Origin of the sequence: Hydrogenoanaerobacterium sp. (genome assembly GCF_032017025.1) — a bacterium.
Classification (GTDB): domain Bacteria; phylum Bacillota; class Clostridia; order Oscillospirales; family Ruminococcaceae; genus Hydrogenoanaerobacterium.
The window spans coordinates 160,817-182,684 of record NZ_DALZQO010000001.1; the positions used below are offsets into that span (position 1 = coordinate 160,817).

At 48.2% G+C, this 21,868-nt stretch carries 23 protein-coding genes; 10 read left to right on the plus strand and 13 right to left on the minus strand.

What is annotated here, in order from left to right:
- From RTV33_RS00725 to RTV33_RS00740, 4 genes are all read left to right on the plus strand, one after another.
- Positions 1 to 792: tRNA threonylcarbamoyladenosine dehydratase (locus tag RTV33_RS00725; protein WP_312640497.1), on the plus strand; the 792-nt coding region annotated here is incomplete at its 5' end.
- A gap of 27 nt (positions 793 to 819) precedes the next feature.
- The gene (locus RTV33_RS00730) at positions 820 to 1,740 is read left to right on the plus strand and encodes an aldo/keto reductase (RefSeq protein WP_312640499.1); all 921 of its coding nucleotides are present in this window, start codon (positions 820 to 822) and stop codon (positions 1,738 to 1,740) included.
- 149 nt (positions 1,741 to 1,889) lie between these two features.
- The gene (locus tag RTV33_RS00735) at positions 1,890 to 2,240 is read left to right on the plus strand and encodes a sulfite exporter TauE/SafE family protein (protein WP_312640501.1); all 351 of its coding nucleotides are present in this window, start codon (positions 1,890 to 1,892) and stop codon (positions 2,238 to 2,240) included.
- Positions 2,237 to 2,614 carry a TSUP family transporter gene (locus RTV33_RS00740; protein WP_312640503.1) on the plus strand — a complete coding sequence of 126 codons (378 nt, stop codon included), beginning with the start codon at positions 2,237 to 2,239 and terminating at the stop codon, positions 2,612 to 2,614. The genes RTV33_RS00735 and RTV33_RS00740 overlap by 4 nt, the downstream gene beginning before the upstream one ends.
- Before the next feature lie 52 nt (positions 2,615 to 2,666).
- On the opposite strand, the gene RTV33_RS00745 is transcribed toward RTV33_RS00740, so the two are convergent.
- From RTV33_RS00745 to RTV33_RS00785, 9 genes are all read right to left on the minus strand, one after another.
- Positions 2,667 to 3,179, minus strand: a complete 513-nt coding sequence (locus tag RTV33_RS00745; RefSeq protein ID WP_312640505.1) for a hypothetical protein — start codon at positions 3,177 to 3,179, stop codon at positions 2,667 to 2,669.
- 117 nt (positions 3,180 to 3,296) lie between these two features.
- Positions 3,297 to 3,770 carry an acyl-CoA thioesterase gene (locus RTV33_RS00750; protein WP_312640507.1) on the minus strand — a complete coding sequence of 158 codons (474 nt, stop codon included), beginning with the start codon at positions 3,768 to 3,770 and terminating at the stop codon, positions 3,297 to 3,299.
- Positions 3,771 to 3,772: 2 nt separating this feature from the next.
- Entirely contained in the window at positions 3,773 to 4,198 is a 426-nt protein-coding gene (ruvX, locus tag RTV33_RS00755) for a Holliday junction resolvase RuvX (RefSeq protein WP_312640509.1), read from the minus strand.
- On the minus strand, positions 4,195 to 4,875 hold the full coding sequence (locus RTV33_RS00760) for a histidine phosphatase family protein (RefSeq protein ID WP_312640511.1): 681 nt from the start codon (positions 4,873 to 4,875) through the stop codon (positions 4,195 to 4,197). Before RTV33_RS00760 ends, ruvX begins: the two co-directional genes overlap by 4 nt.
- A gap of 75 nt (positions 4,876 to 4,950) precedes the next feature.
- Positions 4,951 to 5,580: a uracil phosphoribosyltransferase gene (gene upp, locus RTV33_RS00765; RefSeq protein ID WP_312640513.1), complete on the minus strand. Its 630-nt coding sequence runs from the start codon at positions 5,578 to 5,580 to the stop codon at positions 4,951 to 4,953.
- A 33-nt stretch (positions 5,581 to 5,613) separates the two neighbouring features.
- On the minus strand, positions 5,614 to 6,057 hold the full coding sequence (gene rpiB, locus RTV33_RS00770; protein WP_312640515.1) for a ribose 5-phosphate isomerase B: 444 nt from the start codon (positions 6,055 to 6,057) through the stop codon (positions 5,614 to 5,616).
- Positions 6,054 to 6,758 (minus strand): tRNA (adenosine(37)-N6)-threonylcarbamoyltransferase complex dimerization subunit type 1 TsaB, encoded by a 705-nt coding sequence (gene tsaB, locus RTV33_RS00775; RefSeq protein WP_312640517.1) that lies wholly within the window; start codon positions 6,756 to 6,758, stop codon positions 6,054 to 6,056. The genes rpiB and tsaB overlap by 4 nt, the downstream gene beginning before the upstream one ends.
- Positions 6,759 to 6,844: 86 nt before the next feature.
- A complete protein-coding gene (gene tsaE, locus RTV33_RS00780; RefSeq protein WP_312640519.1) occupies positions 6,845 to 7,270 on the minus strand; it encodes a tRNA (adenosine(37)-N6)-threonylcarbamoyltransferase complex ATPase subunit type 1 TsaE in 426 nt (141 codons plus the stop codon).
- 21 nt (positions 7,271 to 7,291) lie between these two features.
- A complete protein-coding gene (locus RTV33_RS00785) occupies positions 7,292 to 8,959 on the minus strand; it encodes a formate--tetrahydrofolate ligase (protein WP_312640521.1) in 1,668 nt (555 codons plus the stop codon).
- A gap of 206 nt (positions 8,960 to 9,165) precedes the next feature.
- Between RTV33_RS00785 and RTV33_RS00790 the strand changes: the two genes are divergently transcribed.
- The gene (locus RTV33_RS00790) at positions 9,166 to 10,299 is read left to right on the plus strand and encodes an FtsW/RodA/SpoVE family cell cycle protein (protein WP_312640522.1); all 1,134 of its coding nucleotides are present in this window, start codon (positions 9,166 to 9,168) and stop codon (positions 10,297 to 10,299) included.
- Between the two features lie 71 nt (positions 10,300 to 10,370).
- On the opposite strand, the gene guaA is transcribed toward RTV33_RS00790, so the two are convergent.
- Positions 10,371 to 11,900 carry a glutamine-hydrolyzing GMP synthase gene (gene guaA, locus RTV33_RS00795; RefSeq protein WP_312640524.1) on the minus strand — a complete coding sequence of 510 codons (1,530 nt, stop codon included), beginning with the start codon at positions 11,898 to 11,900 and terminating at the stop codon, positions 10,371 to 10,373.
- Positions 11,901 to 12,326: 426 nt separating this feature from the next.
- Between guaA and RTV33_RS00800 the strand changes: the two genes are divergently transcribed.
- A complete protein-coding gene (locus RTV33_RS00800; RefSeq protein ID WP_312640526.1) occupies positions 12,327 to 12,536 on the plus strand; it encodes a DUF378 domain-containing protein in 210 nt (69 codons plus the stop codon).
- Positions 12,537 to 12,595: 59 nt separating this feature from the next.
- Here the strand turns inward: RTV33_RS00800 and RTV33_RS00805 are convergent, their stop codons facing one another.
- Together RTV33_RS00805 and RTV33_RS00810 are read right to left on the minus strand one after the other, a co-directional pair.
- The gene (locus RTV33_RS00805; protein WP_312640528.1) at positions 12,596 to 13,645 is read right to left on the minus strand and encodes an FAD-binding protein; all 1,050 of its coding nucleotides are present in this window, start codon (positions 13,643 to 13,645) and stop codon (positions 12,596 to 12,598) included.
- Between the two features lie 295 nt (positions 13,646 to 13,940).
- Complete coding sequence (locus RTV33_RS00810; protein WP_312640530.1) at positions 13,941 to 15,140, minus strand: acetate kinase; 1,200 nt, start codon at positions 15,138 to 15,140, stop codon at positions 13,941 to 13,943.
- A 196-nt stretch (positions 15,141 to 15,336) separates the two neighbouring features.
- On the opposite strand from RTV33_RS00810, the gene RTV33_RS00815 reads away from it, so the two are divergent.
- From RTV33_RS00815 to RTV33_RS00830, 4 genes are all read left to right on the plus strand, one after another.
- Positions 15,337 to 16,518: a nucleotidyltransferase family protein gene (locus RTV33_RS00815; protein ID WP_312640955.1), complete on the plus strand. Its 1,182-nt coding sequence runs from the start codon at positions 15,337 to 15,339 to the stop codon at positions 16,516 to 16,518.
- Between the two features lie 281 nt (positions 16,519 to 16,799).
- The gene (locus RTV33_RS00820; protein ID WP_312640532.1) at positions 16,800 to 17,657 is read left to right on the plus strand and encodes a transporter substrate-binding domain-containing protein; all 858 of its coding nucleotides are present in this window, start codon (positions 16,800 to 16,802) and stop codon (positions 17,655 to 17,657) included.
- 166 nt (positions 17,658 to 17,823) lie between these two features.
- Positions 17,824 to 18,618: an amino acid ABC transporter permease gene (locus RTV33_RS00825; protein ID WP_312640534.1), complete on the plus strand. Its 795-nt coding sequence runs from the start codon at positions 17,824 to 17,826 to the stop codon at positions 18,616 to 18,618.
- Positions 18,618 to 19,364, plus strand: a complete 747-nt coding sequence (locus tag RTV33_RS00830) for an amino acid ABC transporter ATP-binding protein (RefSeq protein ID WP_312640536.1) — start codon at positions 18,618 to 18,620, stop codon at positions 19,362 to 19,364. Before RTV33_RS00825 ends, RTV33_RS00830 begins: the two co-directional genes overlap by 1 nt.
- A gap of 76 nt (positions 19,365 to 19,440) precedes the next feature.
- Here RTV33_RS00830 and carB read toward each other — a convergent pair.
- Positions 19,441 to 21,868 (minus strand): carbamoyl-phosphate synthase large subunit (carB, locus tag RTV33_RS00835; RefSeq protein ID WP_312640538.1); only part of this gene is annotated, 2,428 nt, incomplete at its 5' end.

The window sequence follows — 21,868 nt, forward strand, 5'->3', positions numbered from 1 at the left end:
CTAACGGCAAGGCGGGATATAATATTATTTGGACCATGTAACTTTTTACAAGTGAGGGAAACCCGTTTGATTGAATTCTTAAAGCGCTCCGCCCTGCTTTTGGGCGAAGATAATATGAACACCCTGCAAAACCTGCGGGTAGCGGTAATTGGGCTGGGCGGCGTAGGCTGCGCAGCTGCCGAAGCGGTTTGCCGTGCGGGTGTAGGCCATTTACTGCTGGTGGATCATGACACGGTGGATATCACCAACCTGAATCGCCAGATTTTTTATACACAAGAACATGTGGGTATGAAAAAAAGCATACTTGCACAAAAGCGTTTGCTAGCGATCAACCCCGAAGCGGATATTCAGTCTGCCGACTGTTTTTACCTGCCCGATAACAGCAGCGCTGTATTTGATTTTGCACCTGATTATATTATAGATGCAATTGATACGGTAACCGCAAAGCTGCATCTCGCCGAAACCTGCCTTGCAAAAAATGTTCGCTTAATCTCCTGCCTGGGTACGGGTAACCGTTTAAACCCCACACAGCTGAAGGTTGGTGACATTGCGGACACAGCGGGCAGCGGCTGCCGCCTTGCGAGCGTGATTCGCCGTGAACTCAGAAAGCGCGGCGTCCCTAGCCTTAAGGTGGTTTTTTCGGACGAACCTGCGGCAAAGGTGCTGGCAAGCAGTGCAAACGGCAAACACAGCCCGGGGAGTATCTCGTTTGTACCGCCGGTTGCGGGGTACATTCTTGCATCGGAAGTTATAAAGGATAGTATCGAGATGGATAAATCGAATTTGGTTTGACCTATCATTGAATATGAGGTGACTGCTTTGAATAAAGTAAATCTCGGCAAATCGGGACTCATGGCATCTGAAATTACACTGGGCTGCATGAGGATGAATAAGCTTTCTGTAAAAGAATCGGAAACTATGATTCGTACTGCGCTGGACGAGGGTGTTGATTTTTTTGATCATGCCACTGTTTACGGCTCCGGCGAGTGTGAAGAGCTGTTTGGCAAAGCAGTGGATCTTAAATCTTCACTGCGCGATGAAATGATTATTCAGTCGAAAATCGGCATTCGCCGCGGTGCTTACTTCGATTTTTCAAAAGAGTATTTGATCGACTCGGTAGACGGTTCACTGAAAAGGCTGGGAACCGACCACCTCGACGTGGTTTTACTGCACCGCCCCGATGCTTTGATGGAGCCTGAAGAGGTTGCAGAGGCATTTACGCATATGAAGGCCACGGGCAAGGTTCGCTACTTTGGTGTCAGCAATCTGCCCCCCATGACCATTGAGCTGCTGAATAAGTATTTGACCGATAAGCTGATCGTCAACCAACTGCAGTTTTCCATCACCAATTGCAGTATGGTTGCTTCTACGCTCACCATGAACATGGAGATCCCCTCTTCTGTTGACCGCGACAACGGTATACTGGACTACTGCCGTCTCAAGGACATTACCATTCAGGCATGGAGCCCATTCCAGTACGGCTTTTTTGATGGTGTCTTTCTCGACAACGAAAAATTTCCCGAGCTGAACAAAGTGATCGATCGCATCGCTCAGGCACATCAAGTCACGAACAGTGCTATCGCTGTCGCCTGGATTTTGCGCCACCCCGCAAAAATGCAGACTATTGTAGGTACCATGAATACAAGCCGCCTACGGGATATTTGCAAGGCATCTGGCGTAAAGCTTACCCGCGAGGAGTGGTACGATATCTACAAGGCTGCCGGTAACATGGTGCCCTAGCAGTGAGACAATACCAGCCTATTTTCAAGCAGGTTGCGTTGCAGCAGGTATAATCAAATAAGACCTATGGAACACTGTTTCATAGGTCTTATTTTTTTGCTGACAAAAAGGTGCTACAGCCGAACCAATTAAGCACAGGGGGATAAGGAATGAACTTGATCATGCATGCCTTGGCAGGGGCATCTATCGGAGTGCTTAACGGCCTGTTTGGTGCAGGCGGCGGCATTGTAGCGGTAAGCTTTTTAAAGAAGCTGGATGGGGAGGCAAAATCTGCCCATGCCACCGCCATTTTGATTACGCTGTTTTTGTCGGCGGCAAGCTCTTATATGTATGTTACACGCGGCAATGTAACATTTTCAGACGCGCTGCCCTATTTGCCCGGGGGTATCATCGGGGCAGTGGTGGGTGCGCTGTTTTTAAAGAAAATCCCTGACTTTTGGCTGAGAAAGGTGTTTGCTGTGTTTATCCTTTATTCTGCAACACGGTTACTGTTTCGATGAACGGAATTTGGATTTTTATCTCTTCCCTGCTTGCCGGGATTGCCGCATCCATGGGCGTAGGGGGCGGAGCCATTTTGCTGCTGTACCTCACCGCATTTGTGGGGATAAATCAGCTTAACGCACAGGGCATAAACCTCATCTTTTTTATTCCTATCGCAATCATTGCGGTATGCATTCACGCAAAAAACAAGTTCATCAACTATAAATCGGCTTTTATTTGTATTGCTTTCGGTCTGCTTGGGGTGTGGGCTGGGTTGTGGCTGACCGGTGTCATCCGTGAGGAGCTGCTTAGCAAGCTGTTTGCTCTTCTTTTACTTTACATGGGTATTCGTGAACTGCTTGCAAAAGACAAGAAAAAAGAGAAGGACGGATAACCTCCGCCCTTCTTTTTTCTATATTCCTGGTGATTGCTCTCATAACACAACTTTATTCATAAATTGCTTTGACTAAAAACTTTTCGGTATTAGAAGTTCTGGCAATATCTTTATTATATACAATTACCCAAATGTGCCCCTTAAAACCATGATCAGGTTGCCAACTGGTTCTTTCCGTGTTTTTCCAATTAAAATATCCCCAACGAAAAGGAGGGCGAGAAGAAATACACCTTTGGAGGCTATAGCTATCTGCATTTGATGGCTTTGCAGGCTCTGCTACTGTTGTATCAGCCAACTCTGTACCTTGTTGATCAGCCGGTTCTTCTACAGGCTCTACATAAAATTCAACTCTTGTGCAAATGCCTTTCACCTCTACCTCAATTATATTTTTACTGTTCAGCTTTACCCAGCCATCTTCTATAGGCAAGGGATTTAATTCATCATCAAGTACTTTAACCGAAGTAATGGTGGGTACGCTTAAACTACCTCGAATTAGAAAGAAACAAGCTAATACGAAACAGATACCTAAAAAAACAACGGAAATAATGCAAACTTTTTTCTGCATAAAATATTTCCTTTCTTAGTAGCAAAATAGAAATACCCTCTGTTTTTTGCTGGTATATTACATGCAGCAGATGCCGTCTTACTTTGTGAGGCCCTAAAAATTCTGTTTTTGTTTTAATTAATAGCCTTCTACCCTGCGCTGTTTGCGCAATTCATGGCGACGCTCACCCGACGCCCACTCGGCGCGCTCCGTTTCGGTTTCAAGAATCAGCCCCGGCACCTCGGTGGGGTTCTCCTTTTCATCGAGAGCCACCATCACCAAATAAGCACGGTTGACTGCACGGCGAAAGCCGCCCAAATCCTCTACATAAGTATCTACACGCACCTCCATTGACGTTCTGCCTACATGGGTAATGCGCCCAATAAGCACCAGCGTTTCGTTGGCATACGCACCCGCCTTAAACTGGAGATTGTCAATCGCTGCGGTAATGACGTTACAGCCCGAATGGCGGCGTGCAACCACACCTGCAACAACGTCAATCCACTCCACAAGCTGGCCGCCAAACAGCCGACCGGCGCCGTTGATGTGTTCGGGCATTAAAATTTGTATTTGTTCGGTTCTGGAATCGGATACGTGCTTTGGTTGTCTCATAATCAATCTTCCTTATGGTTTTTTCTGTATGCCAGATAGCTTTCCAGAATAATTGTTGCCGCAACCGCATCGATAACCTCTTTGCGCTTTTTGCCACGCGTATTGGTTTCATTCAGGTAACCAATCGCCGAAACCGTAGTCGAGCGCTCGTCCCACAGTTTAACGGGGATCGAAATAAGCTCCTGCAGCTTTTGGCTGAACAGCTCGCACTTTTGCGCACGCTCACCCACTGTTCCGTTCATGTTCTTTGGGTAGCCCACCACAACTTCCTGTACACCGTACTCCTCTACCGCGTAAGAAACTTTTTTTACGCACTGCTCAAAATCTTTTTCGTGAATGACACCCACAGGGGACGCCAAAAACTCGGTGCGGTCACATACAGCAAGCCCTGTGCGTGCGTCGCCAAAATCTACTGCCATTATTTTCATTTTGTATCCTCCGTTATGGTTGTTTTCCACCAGCTTTGGTGTGCCAGGGTACATAGCTCGGTGGGCAAATGAGATGCGTCATTTTGATAAATTACGGTGGGGTGAAAATCGCTGCCGGTATAATCGATGCAGCACACCGAGGTGTTTTCCTCCCACATTACATCGCGCAGGCGTTTGATATCCCACCCATACGCGTAGCAAAGATAGTTGCGGATGGAACAGCCATGGCTTACCAACACAATGGTTTTACCTGCGTTCTCGCGTACAATACGGTTAACTGCCACCGTAATACGCTCGTACACCTCCACCATTTGCTCGCCGTTTGGTGCCCAGTATTCATGCGGGGCGTTATCCCATGCTTCCTGCTGCCCGGGGTACTTCACTGGAATCTCATCCCAGCTCATTCCCTCAATATCGCCGCCGTTAATTTCAATCAGCCCTGCATCAAGCTGAACCTCAAGCCCATGGTAACGATTTGCCGCATCTGCAGTTTGACGGGCACGCAGCAACGGGCTCGAATAAATGGCAGCATACTCCACATCTTTAAAACGCTCTGCAAGGCAGGCAAGCTGCTTGTGCCCCTTTTCGGTAACCTCGCAATCCGAATGCCCCTGAAAGGTTTTGGCAACATTGCCGGCAGCCTCGGCATGGCGCACCAGATAGACTCTTGTGTTCATAAAATCTCCGTTCTATATTGGTATTATTGTAATAAAAAGCCCGCTTCAACAGGTGAAACGGGCTTTCTGTGAAAGCTATTTTGTGCCAAAGATTCTGTCGCCTGCGTCGCCAAGGCCCGGAACGATGTATTTTTGATCGTCAAGCCTTTGATCAAGCGATGCGCAGTAAACAGGAACATCGGGATGTGCCTTTTGCAGCGCCTCTAAGCCCTCGGGAGCTGCGATAATGCACATAAACTTGATGCTCTTGACATCGCGCTTTTTAATCATATTAATCGCATCAATTGCAGAACCGCCGGTTGCAAGCATCGGGTCAAGTACAATAACATCTCTCTCGGTAATATCTGCCGGCAGCTTGCAGTAATACTCTACCGGTGTGTGTGTGGTTTCGTCGCGATACAGGCCAATATGACCAATTTTTGCCGCGGGAACCAGCGACAGAACTCCGTCTACCATACCAAGACCTGCTCTTAAAATGGGGACAAACGCCAGCTTACGGCCGGAGATCACCTTTGTTTTTGCAGTTGCAATCGGGGTTTCAATTTCAACCTCTTTGAGCGGCAGGTCACGGGTTGCCTCATAACACATGAGCATACCCACCTCGGAAACCAACTCGCGAAACTCTTTTGAACCTGTGTTTTTGTCACGCAGAAGAGAAATTTTGTGTTGAATCAGCGGGTGATCCATAATCAATGCTTTAGCCATGTTTTTGTCCTCCATATATATCAGATTAGTTTTTTAACAATCTTCTTTTTCAATGTCCATTATTTTCTGTACTCGTAGAGCATGTCTTCCACCTTCAAATTCGGTGTTTAAAAATACGTCGACCAATTCGCATGCAAGGCCTGCGCCAATGGTACGTTCGCCAAAACAAATAATGTTTGAGTCGTTGTGTTTACGGGTATATTTTGCGCTGAAATAATCGCTGCATAGCGCTGCACGAATACCATGAACCTTGTTTGCAGCAATGGAAATGCCAATACCGGTACCACAGCATAAAATGCCTTTGTCGCACTCACCGCTGCGCACAGCATGTGCCACAGGCAGTGCGTAATCGGGGTAATCACAGCTATCGGTATTTTTAGTGCCAAAATCTTTATATTCGTAGCCATTTGCGGTAAGCCACTGGATAATCTCCTGTTTTAAAGCAAAGCCGCCGTGATCGCTGCCAATTGCTATCATGTTTTCATTCCTTCTTTCTTCAAAAGCTCACGTTCTGCTTGGGGCAGACGCAGATAAGCAGGCACAAGCTCACCTGCGCCTACCGAAGCCGCCGTTTTCTGCTCTGCTGCCCTGCACACGCTGTTCGCATGCTGATACCGAAGTTGCGGGGGCGCAAGATGAATCCGGCTTTTTTCACCAAAACTATTATAACATAACAGCGCGCCATCTCCAACTAAAATTATTGGTTTTTTTTCTTTTAATCCAGAAAGTTTTTCCTGTAGTGCATCAATGGTGATAGCCTCGTCATCGGTGATGCGGGAGACCGTTTCTCCCTCCACATCAAAGCAGGCGGTGTACACCTGCTTACAGCGCGCATCCATCACACAGCAGGCGATACAGCTCTGCCCTGTTAGGTTGTAAGCAAGCCCCTCCAGCGTAGAAACAGCGATGCACAGTATGTTGCGCGGGAATGCCAGCCCTTTTACAGCCGCAATGCCGATGCGCAAACCCGTAAAGGAGCCAGGGCCTACCGAAACCGCGAGATAATCCATATCATTTAGCGTAAGCGCGGCACAGTGCAGCATGCTATCCAACATAGGCAGCAATGTTTCGCTGTGCGTCAACTTTACATCCACATAGCTTTCGCATAAAACGCGTCCATCCTCACACACCGCCGCAGATGCCGCCTGTGCAGAGGTATCAATTGCCAGTATCTTCAAATTTTTCATCTCCCTGCGGCAAAGTGCCGCACAAAGCCGCCTTTGCTTTTACTAATTTACTCCACGCACTTTTCGCACACAAAGCACTAAAACCGTTCATCACCCACAATCGTAATGGTACGTTGATCGCCCTCGCCTGCCGTGATGGTAATGAACGTCGTGTTTTCGGGCAATGCATCTTCAATCATCTCGCTCCATTCGATGGCAAGAATCGCGCTGGTTTCGAGATAGTCGAAAAAACCGGTGGAATACAAGTCATCAAGCGAGGTGATGCGGTACATATCAAAGTGGTAAAGCTTAGGGTTGCAGCGGTATTCATGCACAATGGCAAAGGTGGGGCTGGAAACCTCGCTGTTATCACCCAAGCCCTCAGCAAGCCCGCGTACAAAAGTGGTTTTGCCCGCGCCAAGCCCGCCCCGAAACGCAAGTACGTCATCGGGGCGCAGCTTTGCCGCAAGTTCGCGTGCAAAGTTTTCGGTGGCCAATGCACCGCTACTGTGAAAGGTCAACATAATATCATAATCCTTATTTTTTTAGAATAGCCCTGAGATGTGCCCGTCCGCGTCTACATCAATAAGGTTTGCGGCAGGTACTTTGGGCAGGCCCGGCATGGTCATAATATCACCGGTAAGTGCCACGATAAAGCCCGCTCCTGCGCTCAGCTTTACATCTTTAACCGTGATGGTAAAGCCGGATGGACGCCCCAATTTGGCAGGGTCATCCGAAAGCGAATACTGTGTTTTTGCAATGCAAACAGGCAGCTTATCTTTACCCAGAGCCTCAATCTCTTGAATCAATTTATTCGCTTGCGCAGTATAATCTACACCATCAGCACCGTAAATTTCCTTTGCAATGGTGGCAATTTTCTCTTTGATGGGCAACTGCTCGTCGTACAGCAGCTTAAAATTACCCGGCAGCTCACATGCTGCAACTACCTTTTTAGCAAGCTCCACCGCGCCGTCACCGCCCTTGGCAAATACCTCAGACAGTGCAAACTCTACGTTCAGTTGTTCGCAGCAGCGGGAAAGCGCCGCAATTTCTTCGTCTGTATCGGTAAGGAAGCGATTAATAGCAACTACGACCGGTACACCATACTTGCGCATATTTTCAACATGCGCCTGCAGGTTGCATAGCCCCTGCTGCAATGCCTCAACATTCTCCTTTGCAACCTCTGTTTTTGGTACGCCGCCGTTGTATTTCAGCGCACGCAGAGTTGCTACCAATACAATTGCCGAGGGTGCCAGCCCCGCATAACGGCACTTGATATCCATAAATTTTTCTGCACCGAGGTCGCTGCCAAAGCCCGCCTCAGTAATACAGTAATCGGCAAGCTTTAAGCCCAGCTTAGTGGCACGGATAGAATTGCAGCCATGCGCAATATTAGCAAATGGTCCGCCGTGCATCAGCGCAGGGGTATTCTCCAGTGTCTGCACCAGGTTAGGCTTTAGGGCATCCTTCAGCAGAGCAGCCATGGCACCGTGCGCCTGTAGGTCACGCGCATAAACAGGCTTACCCTCGCAGCTGTATGCAACCAAAATCGAGCCTAATCGTTCTTTCAAATCAGATAAATCGGAGGACAGGCATAAAATCGCCATAACCTCGCTTGCCACCGTAATCTGAAAGCTGTCTTCACGGGGTACTCCATTCATTTTTCCGCCAAGCCCCACAATGGTGTTTCTCAGTGCACGGTCGTTCATATCCATGCAGCGTTTGAACAAAATTCTGCGCTGATCGATACCAAGAGTATTCCCCTGCTGCATATGGTTATCAATTATAGCGCAGAGCAGATTGTTTGCCGCGGTAATGGCATGCATATCGCCCGTAAAATGCAGGTTGATATCCTCCATGGGTACAACCTGCGAATAACCACCGCCCGCGGCACCGCCCTTGATACCGAATACAGGCCCCAGAGACGGCTCACGCAGCGCGATGATCGCATTTTTGCCCAGCTTTGCCATCCCTTGCCCCAAGCCAACAGTGGTAGTAGTTTTACCTTCGCCTGCGGGAGTCGGATTAATTGCAGTTACCAATATCAGCTTTCCATCACGCTCACCTGCAAGGCGATCGTAAATTGATTCGGAAAGTTTTGCTTTGTAATGTCCATATGGCTCCAACTCTTCATTTTGAATCTTCAATTTTGCCGCAACCTCGGCTATGGGCAGCATCTTTGCGCCCTGTGCAATCTCAATATCACTCAGCATCGATGAATCCCCCTCTATCGTCCGTGCAGATGCACACTATTGCTACGATTATAGCATATTCCTGTCTCTTATTACAGAGAAAGCCTTGCTATTTTGTTAATTTTTTTCGTTTTATGAATTTTGCCTAGAGCATCAATTGCGTTTTGTTGTGGTTTATACTATAATAAAAGGGTCACAACCATTAACAAATATAAGGATTGTAAAGAATGAAAAAGTTTTTCGGATATATTGGGGACTATTGCAAAACCACCGATTATTGGTTGATTTTGCTTAGTCTTGCCTGCTCGGGGCTGGGCATTGCTTTATTGATGGGCATTGCCGACGATAATTACATCTCACAAGGCAAGGTTATTACGCAAATTATTGCGACGGGAGCCGGCCTGCTGGCAGCAATTATTCTTTCAAAAATTGATTACCGTTTTACTGCAAAAATGTGGAAGCTGCATGTACCTCTGGCACTCTTCCTCGTAATCCTCACCTTTTTTATTGGTAAGCAGGTAAGCGAATCGATCGACGACAGGGCATGGCTCGAAATTTTTGGTATTGGATTACAGCCCTCTGAGTTTTTTAAAATCAGCTTCATTATGTCATTTGCCTATCACCTTTCATTGGTAAGGGAGGATATCAACTCAACGAAAAACATTCTGCTGCTCTGCGCACATGGCGCGGTACCTGTGCTGCTCATTCATCTTCAAGGCGATGATGGCTCTGCACTAATTTTTGCGTTTATTTTTGTATTTATGCTGTTTGCAGCGGGCGTTGCATGGAAATACATTTTAATGGCGTTTGGCGCAGTGGCGGTGGCTCTGCCCGTACTTTGGTTCGCAATTATGAACAATGACCAAAAGCTGCGTTTCCTCGCCATCTTCCACCCAGATGATCCTCAATTTAAGGATATTTTTTATCAGCAGTATCACGGTAATATCTCGATTGGCTCAGGTGGGGTTTGGGGCAAAGGTATTTTTCATGTAGAGCATCGCTTCGTACCCGAAATGCACAACGACTTTATCTTTTCATTTGCAGGGGAGGCAATCGGTTTTGTCGGGTGTATCGCCGTCATTGCACTGCTCGCCGCAATTTGCCTCAAAATATTGTTTAACTCTCGCCGCTGCCCCGATGCACTCGGGCAGAACATCTGTGTCGGTGTTTTTGCTATGCTGGCATCTCAGTCAATCATCAATATTGGTATGAACCTCAGTGTGGTTCCGGTTATTGGCGTTACTCTGCCGTTTCTTAGTGCGGGCGGCTCGTCGGTTCTCTCTACCTATATGGGGATGGGGCTGGTACTGAGCGTATATATGTATAACACCAAGGGCTTGTTTGCAGATAATATTGGATAACATATCTCTTACAGCCGGAGCAGAAAAAGTCCCCGAAAGCCATGCGTTTGACTTTCGGGGACTTTTTTATTTTACTCCCACTCGATTGTGGCAGGGGGCTTGGAGGTGATATCGTAGCAGATTCGGTTGATATTGCGCACCTCATTTACAATGCGGACGCTGGCCGTTTCAAGAATATCATAAGGGATACGTGCCCAGTCTGCCGTCATAAAGTCGGTAGTGGTAACTGCACGGAGTGCAAGGGTATAGTCGTAGGTGCGGCTGTCGCCCATAACGCCAACCGAGCGCATATTGGTAAGCACCGCAAAATACTGGTTGATATCCTTTGCAATACCTGCTTTGGCAAGCTCATCGCGGAAGATGAAGTCTGCGTCACGCAGAACATCCAGTTTATCTTTGGTAATCTCACCAATAACACGAATAGCAAGCCCCGGGCCAGGGAACGGCTGACGCCAGACCAAAGTCTCGGAAAGACCCAGCTCTTGGCCAAGCTTACGAACCTCATCCTTAAACAGCAGGCGCAGCGGCTCTACAATCTCTTTAAAATCAACGTAATCAGGCAGTCCGCCGACATTGTGGTGGCTCTTGATAACCGCTGCATCGCCTACACCGGACTCAATAACGTCGGGGTAGATGGTGCCCTGTGCAAGGAAGTCGACCTCGCCAACCTTTTTCGCTTCATCCTCAAACACACGAATAAACTCTTCACCGATAATTTTGCGTTTGCTTTCCGGTTCGGTAACACCCGCAAGCTTATTTAAAAAGCGATCCTGCGCATTCACGCGAATAAAGTTGATATCCCACTTTGAGAAAGCCTCTTCAACCTCATCGCCTTCGTTCTTTCTCATAAAACCGTGGTCAACAAAGATACAAGTGAGCTGATTTCCAATCGCCTTGGCAAGTAAGGCAGCGCACACGGAGCTATCAACACCGCCGGAAAGAGCCAGCAGCACTTTGCCATCTCCAACCTTTTCGCGAATCTGGTTGATCGCGGTAACCGCATAATCACCCATAGTCCAATCGCCTTTTACATGGCAAACCTTCTCAAGGAAGTTGCGCAGCATTGCAATGCCGTTTTCGGTATGAAGCACCTCGGGATGGAACTGTACACCATAGATATGCTTGTCCACATTCTGCATGCCGGCAATCGGGGTGAGGTCGGTGTGTGCGGTAACTTCAAAGCCTTCGGGCAGCTTGCTGACATAGTCAGTATGGCTCATCCATGAAACAGCTTTTTCTGGCAAACCATCAAACAGCTTACAGCTGGTGTTATAATAGGTTTCCGTTTTGCCATACTCACGGTTATCGGGTGTTACAACCGTACCGCCCAGCACCTGAGCCATCGTCTGAATGCCGTAGCAAATGCCGAGCACGGGAATACCGAGCTCAAAAATTGCTTTATCGCATTTTGGGGAATCTTCAAGGTAGACACTGTTTGGCCCACCGGTGAAGATGATGCCGACAGGAGCAATCTCTTTAATTTTTTCAATGCTGGTGTTGTAGGGGTAAACCTCGCAATAGACGTTGCATTCACGCACGCGCCTTGCAATCAGTTGGTTGTACTGACCGCCAAAGTCAAGTACCAAAATTGTTTGATGCACAGCATAACCCTCGTCTTTCTATATCGGTCTACAGCAATTCCATTTGCAAAATAGAATTGCTTGCGCATAACGGCATTCGCTCTGGGAATCCGTTTGCACGGCAGATGCAATGCCTACTTTTCCATTTCGTATTGGAAAAGCTATGCCGTAATATCTTTACACTTTATTGTGCCATTATTTTTGTAAAATTGCAATATATACAAATAATTTCAATGAAAGTTTTTTGAATGTACTAAATTTTTATAAGGCGTGTGTGTTATCCTTGTCGATAAAAGCAATAAATCGGTTACAAAATTGTGAACAGCTTTGTATATTTCTTGTGTAACAGACAAATAATAGTTTTAATCGGTCGCTGCAATACGCGGTGCTCCGACAAACTCGATTTGTACACGTTTTTCAACATTAAGCTTAAGGAGTTGAATTTAAATGCTTGATAAAATTGCTTTGGTACTGATCATCATCGGTGCACTGAACTGGGGCGCAATTGGTATCTTCCAGTTTGACATTGTTGCATGGCTGTTTGGCGGACAGGGCGCAATGTTCAGCCGTGTTATCTACACATTGGTAGCGTTGGCAGGCGTTTGGGCAATCTCACTGTTGTTCCATGATAGCAGCAGAAGAGAAATACACGAATAATCCTCTCCCCCCTTTTTAAGCCTCGGCTGTAGCTCTACAGCCGAGGTTTTTAGTGACCGTTATGCCATATGAATGCTGTCCAAACCACTTTTCATCACCAATTTACGCAGCGGCGGAAAATACATAAATGGGCATTTGAGCACCTTGCAAAACAGCTTGATGCGCAGCCCGAGTGTTTTTCTGCGGTAGGCGGCACATGGGTTTGTGGTGCCGGCATTCAGTACCTTGCTCAAATCATAGGCGGTGTTAATAGCACTACTTATCCCCTCAAGTGAGCTGGGGCTGATAAACCCCGCCGCCTCACCGATAAGAAACGCGTTATCATAACCGCAACAGAAGTCATCCAGCTTTGAGGGGCGCAGCACAAGGCAAGCCTCGGTTTTCTGCACCTCGCCAAACTGTATACCAATTTCCTGCAAGCGTTGTTTTTGCCGTTCAAACCGTTCGCGGCAGTTGTTGGCAGGATAAGCGCCGCCAAAGATAAAGCTGCCGTCTTTCGAGATGCTCCACGAGTAGCAATCGGTGTTCTCGGGGTCAAACACACAGGAATAAAACGGGTTGGGATTGCTTTCGCGGAACCACTGCTGAATCGACACGTAGCTGCGAATTTTTTTATTTGGATAAAGCATTTTGCGCACCAAGGACTGAGCACCGTCCGCCCCAACCACGTACTTTGCTTTGAGTTGGCGCTCCTTACCATCCTGCGCAAAGCAAACCTCGAAGCAATCACTCTTACGCGCTACCCTTGTAACCTGGGCATTGTCGAATATCTCCACCTCATGCGGAATCAGTGACTTTAACCACAGGTCGAACTTGTGACGATCAAGATTGATATAAAAACGTTGATAATGCCGCGTGAGACCTGTACGAAGGTCAAGCGTTCGAACCGCAAAAATTTGCGGGTCAACCAGTACATCCTTTGGCAGCGTTAGGTCAAATCGGGAAAGTGCCTTTTGCGCATCGGTGGCAAGCAGCCCGCCGCACGGCTTGCGAAAACCCAAATTTTGATCCCGCTTTTTGTCAATAGCGACTACCTTAAAGCGTTTGTCAAGCAGACGTGCAAGCGTTGCGCCCGCAGGCCCTAAACCGATGATTGCGATATCATACATAAGGTCACTCCCTGTACATAAACTGCTTTTGATTTTTCTATCATAAATCAAAGCGCGCAAAGACTGTTTCCGATGTGATAAAGCATATTTGCCAAAAACGGCAAATGCCGTGCTGTACGCAGCATTCAGCCCAAAGGCTGAGTATTGTTTTATTATATCTTCATCTTGCTGTAAAATATAAATTGCAAAAGCCGCTTCTTATGGCAAGAAACGGCTTTTGTCAAACTAAAGTTAACAGCAGTGCAGGTACACCTTACAAGAACTGCAGAGCGCCCTGCCCCCTCTTGCGAAAGGATTACTTGCCGACGAGTTCCATAGTGTCTCTAGCGATCATAATCTCCTCGTTGGTGGGAAGTACCCAAGCCTCAACTTTGGAAGCATCTTTCGAGAACTTCGCATCGTGGCGGGAAGCCTCGCTGTTTAGATCCTCGCAGATTTCAAGTCCCATATACTCCATATCACTGCAGATCCACTGACGGATTTTATTGTCGTTTTCGCCGATGCCACCGGTAAAGATAACTGCATCAACACCGCCCATAGCAGCAGCGTAACCGCCGACAAACTTCTTAATCTGGTATACAAACATCTCCAAGGCAAGCTTTGCACGGGCGTTACCGCTGTTTGCAGCAGCATGCAGGTCGCGGCAGTCGCTCGAAACACCGGAAATGCCGAGGAAGCCGGATTTTTTGTTCATCAGGTCGGACATTTCATCGGGAGTTTTGCCCTCTTTATTTGCGATATAGGTAACAACAGAGGGGTCAATACCACCGCAGCGGGTACCCATGATAAAGCCATCCAACGGGGTAAAGCCCATGGAGGTATCGAGCACTTTACCGTCTTTGATTGCAGCAATCGAGCTGCCATTACCGAGATGGCAGGTGATGATTTTAGTACCCACGGGGTCTTTGCCGGTAACCTCGAAGTATCTTTTGCTCACATAACGGTGGCTTGTACCATGGAAACCGTAGCGGCGGATAGAATATTTCTCATAGTACTCATAAGGGATACCAAACATATAGGCCTTCGCAGGCATGGACTGATGGAACGAAGTATCGAAAATCGCTACCATCGGTGTCTCTTTACCGAAAACATCCTGGCAAGCCTTCATTGCGGTTGCCTGAGGAGGGTTGTGCAGAGGGCCGAGCTCCGAGAATGCGAAAATATCCTCGATTACCTTATCGGTGATAACCGTAGAGGTTTTGTAAACCTCGCTGCCGTGCAGCACACGGTGGCCCACTGCCGAAATTTCTTTTACATCATCGATTACCTTGCCCTCACCTTTGGTAAGAATATCAACAACCGCAAGGAATGCCTCCTTGTGGGTAGGAAAGTCCACATTCTTCTCAACTTCTCTGCCGTCCGCTGTTTTGTGGCCGATCAGGCCGTCAATTCCTATTCTTTCACAGTTGCCTTTCGCAAGAACACTTTCATCCGTCATATCAATCAGCTGATATTTCAGTGATGAGCTTCCTGCGTTGATTACCAATACCTTCATTCCAGTTGTTCCTCCTAATATCACACAATTTGTTAAATACATAAAATGCCTGTTTTTGGGGCCGCAGTCATTTCTCAAACTGCGACAAATCGCATAAACTTGACATCTTGTCACACTTTTATATATTATTACAATATAACGTAAATTGCAAGGTTTTATTGCATAAAAGGGGCTGATTTAGCTGAAAATTGCAGGAATTGTTGCGGAATACAATCCATTTCACAATGGGCATTCATTTCAAATTTCAAAAACACGCGAGGCAGGCGCAACACACATTGTCGCTGTGATGGGCGGTAACTATTTGCAAAGGGGTGCCGCAGCGCAATTTGAAAAACACGTGCGCGCCGAGGCGGCTCTGCATTGCGGGGCCGATCTCGTTATTGAACTGCCGCTGCCCTATGCGATGTCTACCGCAGAACGGTTTGCGGCAGGCGCGCTCACGCTGCTACAGGCACTGGGCTGTATTGATATGGTCAGTTTTGGCGCGGAAAGCTCTTTTGAGCAACTGAAACCCCTTGCAGGGGTTCTGCTTACCAACGAGCTTGCACCGCATGTGAAGCAGCACCTGAGATTGGGGCTTACTTTTGCAAAAGCGCGCCAACTTGCACTGGAGCAGCACTTGAGCAAGGAGCAAGCAGAACTTGTTGCGAGCCCCAATAACATTCTGGGCATTGAATACCTAAAAGCGGCAGCAAGGCTTGAGTTTGCACCGGAGTTTTGTGTGGTAACACGCAGGGGTGTAGCGCATGACAGCAATGTGACAAGTGGAGTGTTTGCGTCGGCCTCTATGCTGCGCAAAGCAATGGCAGCACAAGGCCTAAATGGGCTGCGTCCGTTTGTGCCCGCCGATGCATATGAGGTTTACCAAAGTGCGCAGAAGGCGCGTCTGCTGCCCGCCGACTTTGCGCGTACAGAAAACTCTGTGCTGGCAGTGCTGCGCCGTATGCCCCCTGCTGAATTTGCTGCCCTGCCCGACCTTTCAGAGGGGCTGGAGAACCGTTTGTACGCGGCGGTAAGGCAGGCCGATACGCTCGAAAAATTGCAGATGTCTGTCAAAAGCAAACGATACCCGCTTGCACGCATTCGCCGTCTGGTGCTGTCTGCTTATCTTGGCATTACAGAGACGGACGCGCTTACTCCCCCGCCGTACCTGCGGGTACTGGGCTTTAATAAAAACGGGCTTGAGGTGTTAAACCGTGCCAAAAAAACGGCGCAGCTGCCGCTGTCATCCTCACTGGCGCAGCTGGAACGGTGCAGCCCGGACTGTGAGCGCATTGCAAAGCTGGAATCGCGTTCGACCGACCTGTACTCTCTGACGCTGCCTGATATTCTGCCCTGTGGCTACGATTATACATGTAAACCTGTAATGCTGAAATAACAGAGTAAAATAAAACCAAAAAAATTTATATGAAACTCAGACCTCCCTTTCTTGCAAATTTCTAACAAACAGGGATTGACAATTGAAAGGGAATTCGATATAATCACTCTTAACCAATAAGAGCGGATTACTCCTTTTTGTACAAAGGAAAAATGCAACTTTTGTCAAGGTTTCGCAAGGGTGCCGACTCATTATTCAGCCGGCACCCTTGCCACTTTACAGTGGCAAAGTTTGTGAAACAAAATGCAAGGCTTATTGCAAAATGGAAAGGATTGAGAAATATGAAAATGGCTAAAAGAATAATTGCAGCCGCGCTTTGCGCAGCACTGCTCATCACCTCTATGGCGGCATGCTCTAAAAAACCGGCAAGCTCCTCGGCAGAAACATCTTCGAATAAGCCTGTACTCAAGGTTGGAATGGAATGCGCATACGCACCCTACAACTGGACACAGAGCAACGATCAAAACGGTGCGGTACCCATTTCCGGCAGCAGCGAATATGCTTATGGCTACGACGTGATTGTGGCGAAAGCAATTGCCGAAAAAATCGGCTATGACCTTGAAATTGTAAAAACAGAGTGGGACGGCCTGCCCCCCGCGGTTATTTCGGGTAAAATAGATGTTGCGATTGCGGGCATGAGCATCACCGCCGACCGTTTGAAAAGTGTTGACTTTACCGATGTTTACTACAATGCGGATATCCTCGCACTTACCACAAAATCTTCACCTTTCGCTTCTGCAACCAGCCTGGAGGATTTGAAGGGCGCAGTTTGCACCTCGCAGCTCAACACCGTTTGGTACGATCTTCTCCCGCAGATTCCCGAAGCTAAAATTCAGCCTGCGCTTGAAAATGTACCCGCTATGATTGTGGCGCTCACCTCGGGTAAAATTCAGCTTGTGTGCACCGATCGGCCAACTGCAATGGCAGCGGCTTACTCCAACCCCGAGTTGGTAATGCTGGATTTTGCGGCAGAAAAAGGCTTTCAGGCTGACCCTGAAGACATTAAAATCGGCATTGCAATTTCAAAGCAGAATACCGAGCTGAAAGCAAAAATCAACGAGGCTCTCGCTTCCATCAGCGAGGATGACCGTACCAAGATGATGGAAGACGCAATCAAAGCTCAGCCTCTCGCCCAATAAGCGGGTATCGGCTCAATCCTCGTCTTCAAAACAAATCATCCAATAGGGGTTCAACTGTTTGAACCCCTATTTTTGCGATTTGACAATTCTTAACGCATCATTTACTGTTCTTAATCCATAAAACATGCTATACTACCTTTAAATTTTACATATTGGAGTGAACGCTATGGCAACCGCAGACCAAAGTTTTTTTGGATGGGTGTGGTTCTTTGTCAATGAATACTGGCCGCAGCTTTTAAAGGGCGCAGGAGTTACACTGATGCTCGCCCTTGTGGGTACGTTAATCGGCTGTATCATCGGGTTACTGGTGGGCATTGTTCAAACCATACCGGTGAGCAGAAGCACCAACCCCGTATTTCGGGTGCTTTACAAAATTGTACGTGCTGTGCTGGCGGCTTACGTCGAATTGTTCCGCGGTACACCTATGATCGTGCAGGCGATGGTCATCTATTATGGCTCTATGGCAATGTTTCAGATTGACATGACGCCTATGTTTGCGGGCTTTTTTATCGTCTCGATCAATACAGGCGCTTACATGGCAGAAACGGTACGCGGCGGTATTGCATCGATTGATGTGGGACAAACCGAGGGCGCAAAGTCGATTGGTATGACGCATTTTCAAACGATGTACTATGTTGTGCTGCCGCAGGCCCTGCGCAACATTCTTCCCCAAATTGGCAACAACCTTATCATCAACATTAAGGATACCTCGGTGCTCAGTGTTATTTCGGTAACCGAGCTGTTCTTCACCGGTAAATCGGCCGCAGGCGTTTATTACCGTTATTTCGAAGTGTTCTTTATCATTTGTGTAATCTACTTTATTATGACGTTTGCTAGCTCACGTATACTGCGCTGGATGGAAAAAAAGATTGACGGTAACGATTACTACGATTTAGTTCCTACCGATCACCTTGTTGACCCATGCGGACATGTACCCATTAAGCCAAGGAGGAAATTCTAATGGAACAGAACAATGCTGTTATTGAGCTTCGCCATCTGAACAAACGCTTTGGCACCAACGAGGTCTTGCGCGACATCAGCTTTCAGACAAACCACGGTGACGTCATTTGCATTATCGGTGCATCCGGCTCAGGCAAATCCACCATGCTACGCTGCATTAATATGCTTGAAACACCTACCTCCGGCGAAATTTTATACCGTGGCAAAAATATCCTTAACAAAGGCGTTAAGGTATCGGGCTACCGTGCCAAGGTTGGCATGGTGTTTCAGCAATTCAACCTGTTCAGCAATATGACCGTACTGCAAAACTGCATGATAGGTACGATGCGGGTGCTGAAAAAAGATAAGGCCGCCGCTGAGCAGCTTGCGCTCAAGTACCTCACCAAGGTGGGCATGGCACCGTATGTCAATGCCAAGCCACACCAAATTTCAGGCGGGCAGAAGCAGCGTGTTGCCATTGCGCGCGCACTTGCTATGGAGCCGGAGGTACTGCTGTTTGATGAACCTACGTCAGCACTTGACCCACAGATGGTGGGAGAAGTATTGGAGGTTATGCGCGACCTTGCCAAAGAGGGGCTTACGATGATTATTGTCACACACGAGATGGCATTTGCACGCGATGTTTCGTCGCACGTTGTGTTTATGGCAGACGGCGTAATTGCCGAAGAGGGCACCCCGGAGGTGCTGTTTAACACCCCGCAAAACGAGCTTACCCGCGAATTTTTATCACGGTTTATGAAGGGCTAGGCAAGTCTCCTGTTGGGAGTTCACAATATGATAGGAAAAGACCTCGGAATTATCCGAGGTCTTTTTTGTGTTACTGTTAAAGCTTTGTAATATCGATAAAGTGCATGTCGCCCGTCCCCTTGCCTGTTGCTAAACAGTCTGCCATTGCGTTGGCGGTATCGAGCGAAGTAAAGCAGCAGATGGAGCGCTCTACGGTTTTGCGGCGAATCTGCACCGAGTGGCGGTGCGGGTCACGTCCTTTTGCTGAGGTGGAGATGACATAATCGATCTTTCCGCTTTCAATTAGGTCAATAATATCGGGCTTGCCCTCGCCGAGTTTGCGCACCGAATTGGTTGCAACCATATGCTGGTTGAGGTTGAGCGCAGTACCAGGGGTTGCATACAGTGTAAAGCCCAAACGCTCAAACTTTTCTGCAATTGCAACAATCTCCTGTTGGTCGCTGCTGCGAACCGAAAGCAGCACGCCGCCGCTGCGCTTCATTTTATAGCCGGCTGCAACCATGCCCTTGAGCAAAGCTTCTTCAAAGGTTTTTGCAATACCCAGCACTTCACCGGTCGATTTCATTTCGGGGCCAAGCTGAGTGTCAAGGTCATGCAGCTTTTCGAAGCTGAACACCGGTACCTTAACCGCAACATATTCGCCTTCTGGGAATAAGCCTGTGCCGTAGCCCAAATCGGCGAGGCGTGCTCCCAGCATAATTTTGGTGGCAAGCTCCACCATTGGTACACCGGTCACCTTACTGATATAGGGTACTGTACGCGACGAGCGCGGGTTTACCTCGATTACATACACCATATCGTTGTATACAACATACTGGATGTTGACCAGCCCTATGACTCCCAGCTCTTTGGCAAGCCTGCCGGTAAACTCAATGATAGTTTTGCGGATGCGCTCGGACAAAGTTCGCGCGGGGTAGACCGATATAGAATCGCCCGAGTGTACGCCTGCACGCTCAATATGCTCCATAATTCCGGGAATCAGATAATCGGTGCCGTCGCAGATTGCGTCCACCTCAACCTCGGTGCCCATCATATATTTATCGATCAGCACGGGGTTATCGATGTGCTGTATGAGGATAATGCCCATATATTCGGTCACATCAGCGTCGCTGTGTGCAATGATCATGTTCTGCCCGCCCAGCACGTAGGAGGGGCGCAGCAATACAGGGTAACCAAGATCATTTGCTGCATTTACTGCATCTTCTACGGTGAACACGGTGTGCCCTGCGGGGCGCGGAATACCGCATTTTTCAAGCAGCTTGTCAAAACGTTCTCTGTCCTCCGCCGCATCAATGCTGTCCGCACCGGTGCCAAGGATTTTGACGCCTTTTTTCGAGAGATATTTGGTGAGCTTGATGGCGGTCTGCCCGCCGAACTGTACCACCACTGCGTCGGGCTGCTCGGTTTCGATGACAGAATCGACATCCTCGGGGGTAATCGGGTCGAAGTAAAGGCGGTCGGCAGTGTCGAAATCGGTGGAGACGGTTTCGGGGTTATTGTTTGCAATAATCGCCTCGCAGCCCGCCTCTTTCAGCGCCCACACGCAGTGCACCGAGCAGTAGTCGAACTCTATCCCCTGCCCAATGCGGATAGGGCCGGAGCCAAACACAATAATTTTCTTTTTACCGGTGGGGTTTTCGTCAATGTGCTGCTTCGCCTCGTTCGCCTCGTCAAAGGTGGAGTAAAAGTACGGGGTCTGTGCCGCAAATTCGGCGGCACAGGTATCCACCATTTTATAGGAGGCATTGCGGTGGTGCTGTATCTTCTGTCCTGAAAGCTTTTCGATGGTGGAATCGAGGAAGCCGTATTTCTTTGCAGTGATGTATTTATCTTTGGTCAGCTCACCCTCTGCAATCCAGCCTTCTAGCTCGCAGAGGTGTGCAAATTTATATAAGAACCACAGGTCGATCATTGTAACCTCGTGGATATGCTCGGGAGCAATGCCGCGTTTGAGCGCCTCGTATACCACAAAAATGCGCTCATCGTTGCAGTCGTGCAGCTTGGCGGTAATCTCTTGGGTGGAAAACGCCTTTAACTTGGGCATATTCATGGTATCCATACCCAGTTCAATAGAACGCACCGCCTTGAGTATTGCCTGCTCAAAGCTGGTACCAATGCTCATCACCTCTCCGGTCGCTTTCATCTGAGTGCCAAGCGTGCGCTTTGCGTATACAAATTTATCGAACGGCCATTTGGGAAACTTCACGACAATGTAATCGATGGCAGGCTCAAAGCAGGCATAGGTGTTGCCTGTGACTGCGTTGACGATTTCATCCAAAGTGTAACCGATGGCAATTTTGGTTGCCACCTTTGCAATGGGATAGCCGGTAGCCTTAGAGGCAAGTGCGGAGGAGCGCGACACGCGCGGGTTTACCTCAATGACCGCATATTCAAAGCTGGTGGGATGCAGTGCAAACTGACAGTTGCAGCCGCCCTCCACGCCCAGCGCGTTTACCATATTTAAAGCTGCTGTCCGCAGCATTTGATATTCGTGGTTCGAAAGT

What these genes read in the sequence shown, in the direction of transcription:
- RTV33_RS00800 (WP_312640526.1), top strand. Translation starts at nt 12,327, where the DNA reads ATGCTTGATAAAATTGCTTTGGTACTGATCATCATCGGTGCACTGAAC.
- RTV33_RS00810 (WP_312640530.1), bottom strand. Translation starts at nt 15,140, where the DNA reads ATGAAGGTATTGGTAATCAACGCAGGAAGCTCATCACTGAAATATCAG.
- upp (WP_312640513.1), bottom strand. Translation starts at nt 5,580, where the DNA reads ATGGCTAAAGCATTGATTATGGATCACCCGCTGATTCAACACAAAATT.
- RTV33_RS00825 (WP_312640534.1), top strand. Translation starts at nt 17,824, where the DNA reads ATGGCAACCGCAGACCAAAGTTTTTTTGGATGGGTGTGGTTCTTTGTC.
- RTV33_RS00830 (WP_312640536.1), top strand. Translation starts at nt 18,618, where the DNA reads ATGGAACAGAACAATGCTGTTATTGAGCTTCGCCATCTGAACAAACGC.
- RTV33_RS00760 (WP_312640511.1), bottom strand. Translation starts at nt 4,875, where the DNA reads ATGAACACAAGAGTCTATCTGGTGCGCCATGCCGAGGCTGCCGGCAAT.
- RTV33_RS00805 (WP_312640528.1), bottom strand. Translation starts at nt 13,645, where the DNA reads ATGTATGATATCGCAATCATCGGTTTAGGGCCTGCGGGCGCAACGCTT.
- ruvX (WP_312640509.1), bottom strand. Translation starts at nt 4,198, where the DNA reads ATGAAAATAATGGCAGTAGATTTTGGCGACGCACGCACAGGGCTTGCT.
- rpiB (WP_312640515.1), bottom strand. Translation starts at nt 6,057, where the DNA reads ATGATAGCAATTGGCAGCGATCACGGCGGCTTTGCTTTAAAACAGGAG.
- RTV33_RS00740 (WP_312640503.1), top strand. Translation starts at nt 2,237, where the DNA reads ATGAACGGAATTTGGATTTTTATCTCTTCCCTGCTTGCCGGGATTGCC.
- RTV33_RS00745 (WP_312640505.1), bottom strand. Translation starts at nt 3,179, where the DNA reads ATGCAGAAAAAAGTTTGCATTATTTCCGTTGTTTTTTTAGGTATCTGT.
- RTV33_RS00820 (WP_312640532.1), top strand. Translation starts at nt 16,800, where the DNA reads ATGAAAATGGCTAAAAGAATAATTGCAGCCGCGCTTTGCGCAGCACTG.
- RTV33_RS00785 (WP_312640521.1), bottom strand. Translation starts at nt 8,959, where the DNA reads ATGCTGAGTGATATTGAGATTGCACAGGGCGCAAAGATGCTGCCCATA.
- RTV33_RS00790 (WP_312640522.1), top strand. Translation starts at nt 9,166, where the DNA reads ATGAAAAAGTTTTTCGGATATATTGGGGACTATTGCAAAACCACCGAT.
- tsaE (WP_312640519.1), bottom strand. Translation starts at nt 7,270, where the DNA reads ATGTTGACCTTTCACAGTAGCGGTGCATTGGCCACCGAAAACTTTGCA.
- RTV33_RS00750 (WP_312640507.1), bottom strand. Translation starts at nt 3,770, where the DNA reads ATGAGACAACCAAAGCACGTATCCGATTCCAGAACCGAACAAATACAA.
- RTV33_RS00735 (WP_312640501.1), top strand. Translation starts at nt 1,890, where the DNA reads ATGAACTTGATCATGCATGCCTTGGCAGGGGCATCTATCGGAGTGCTT.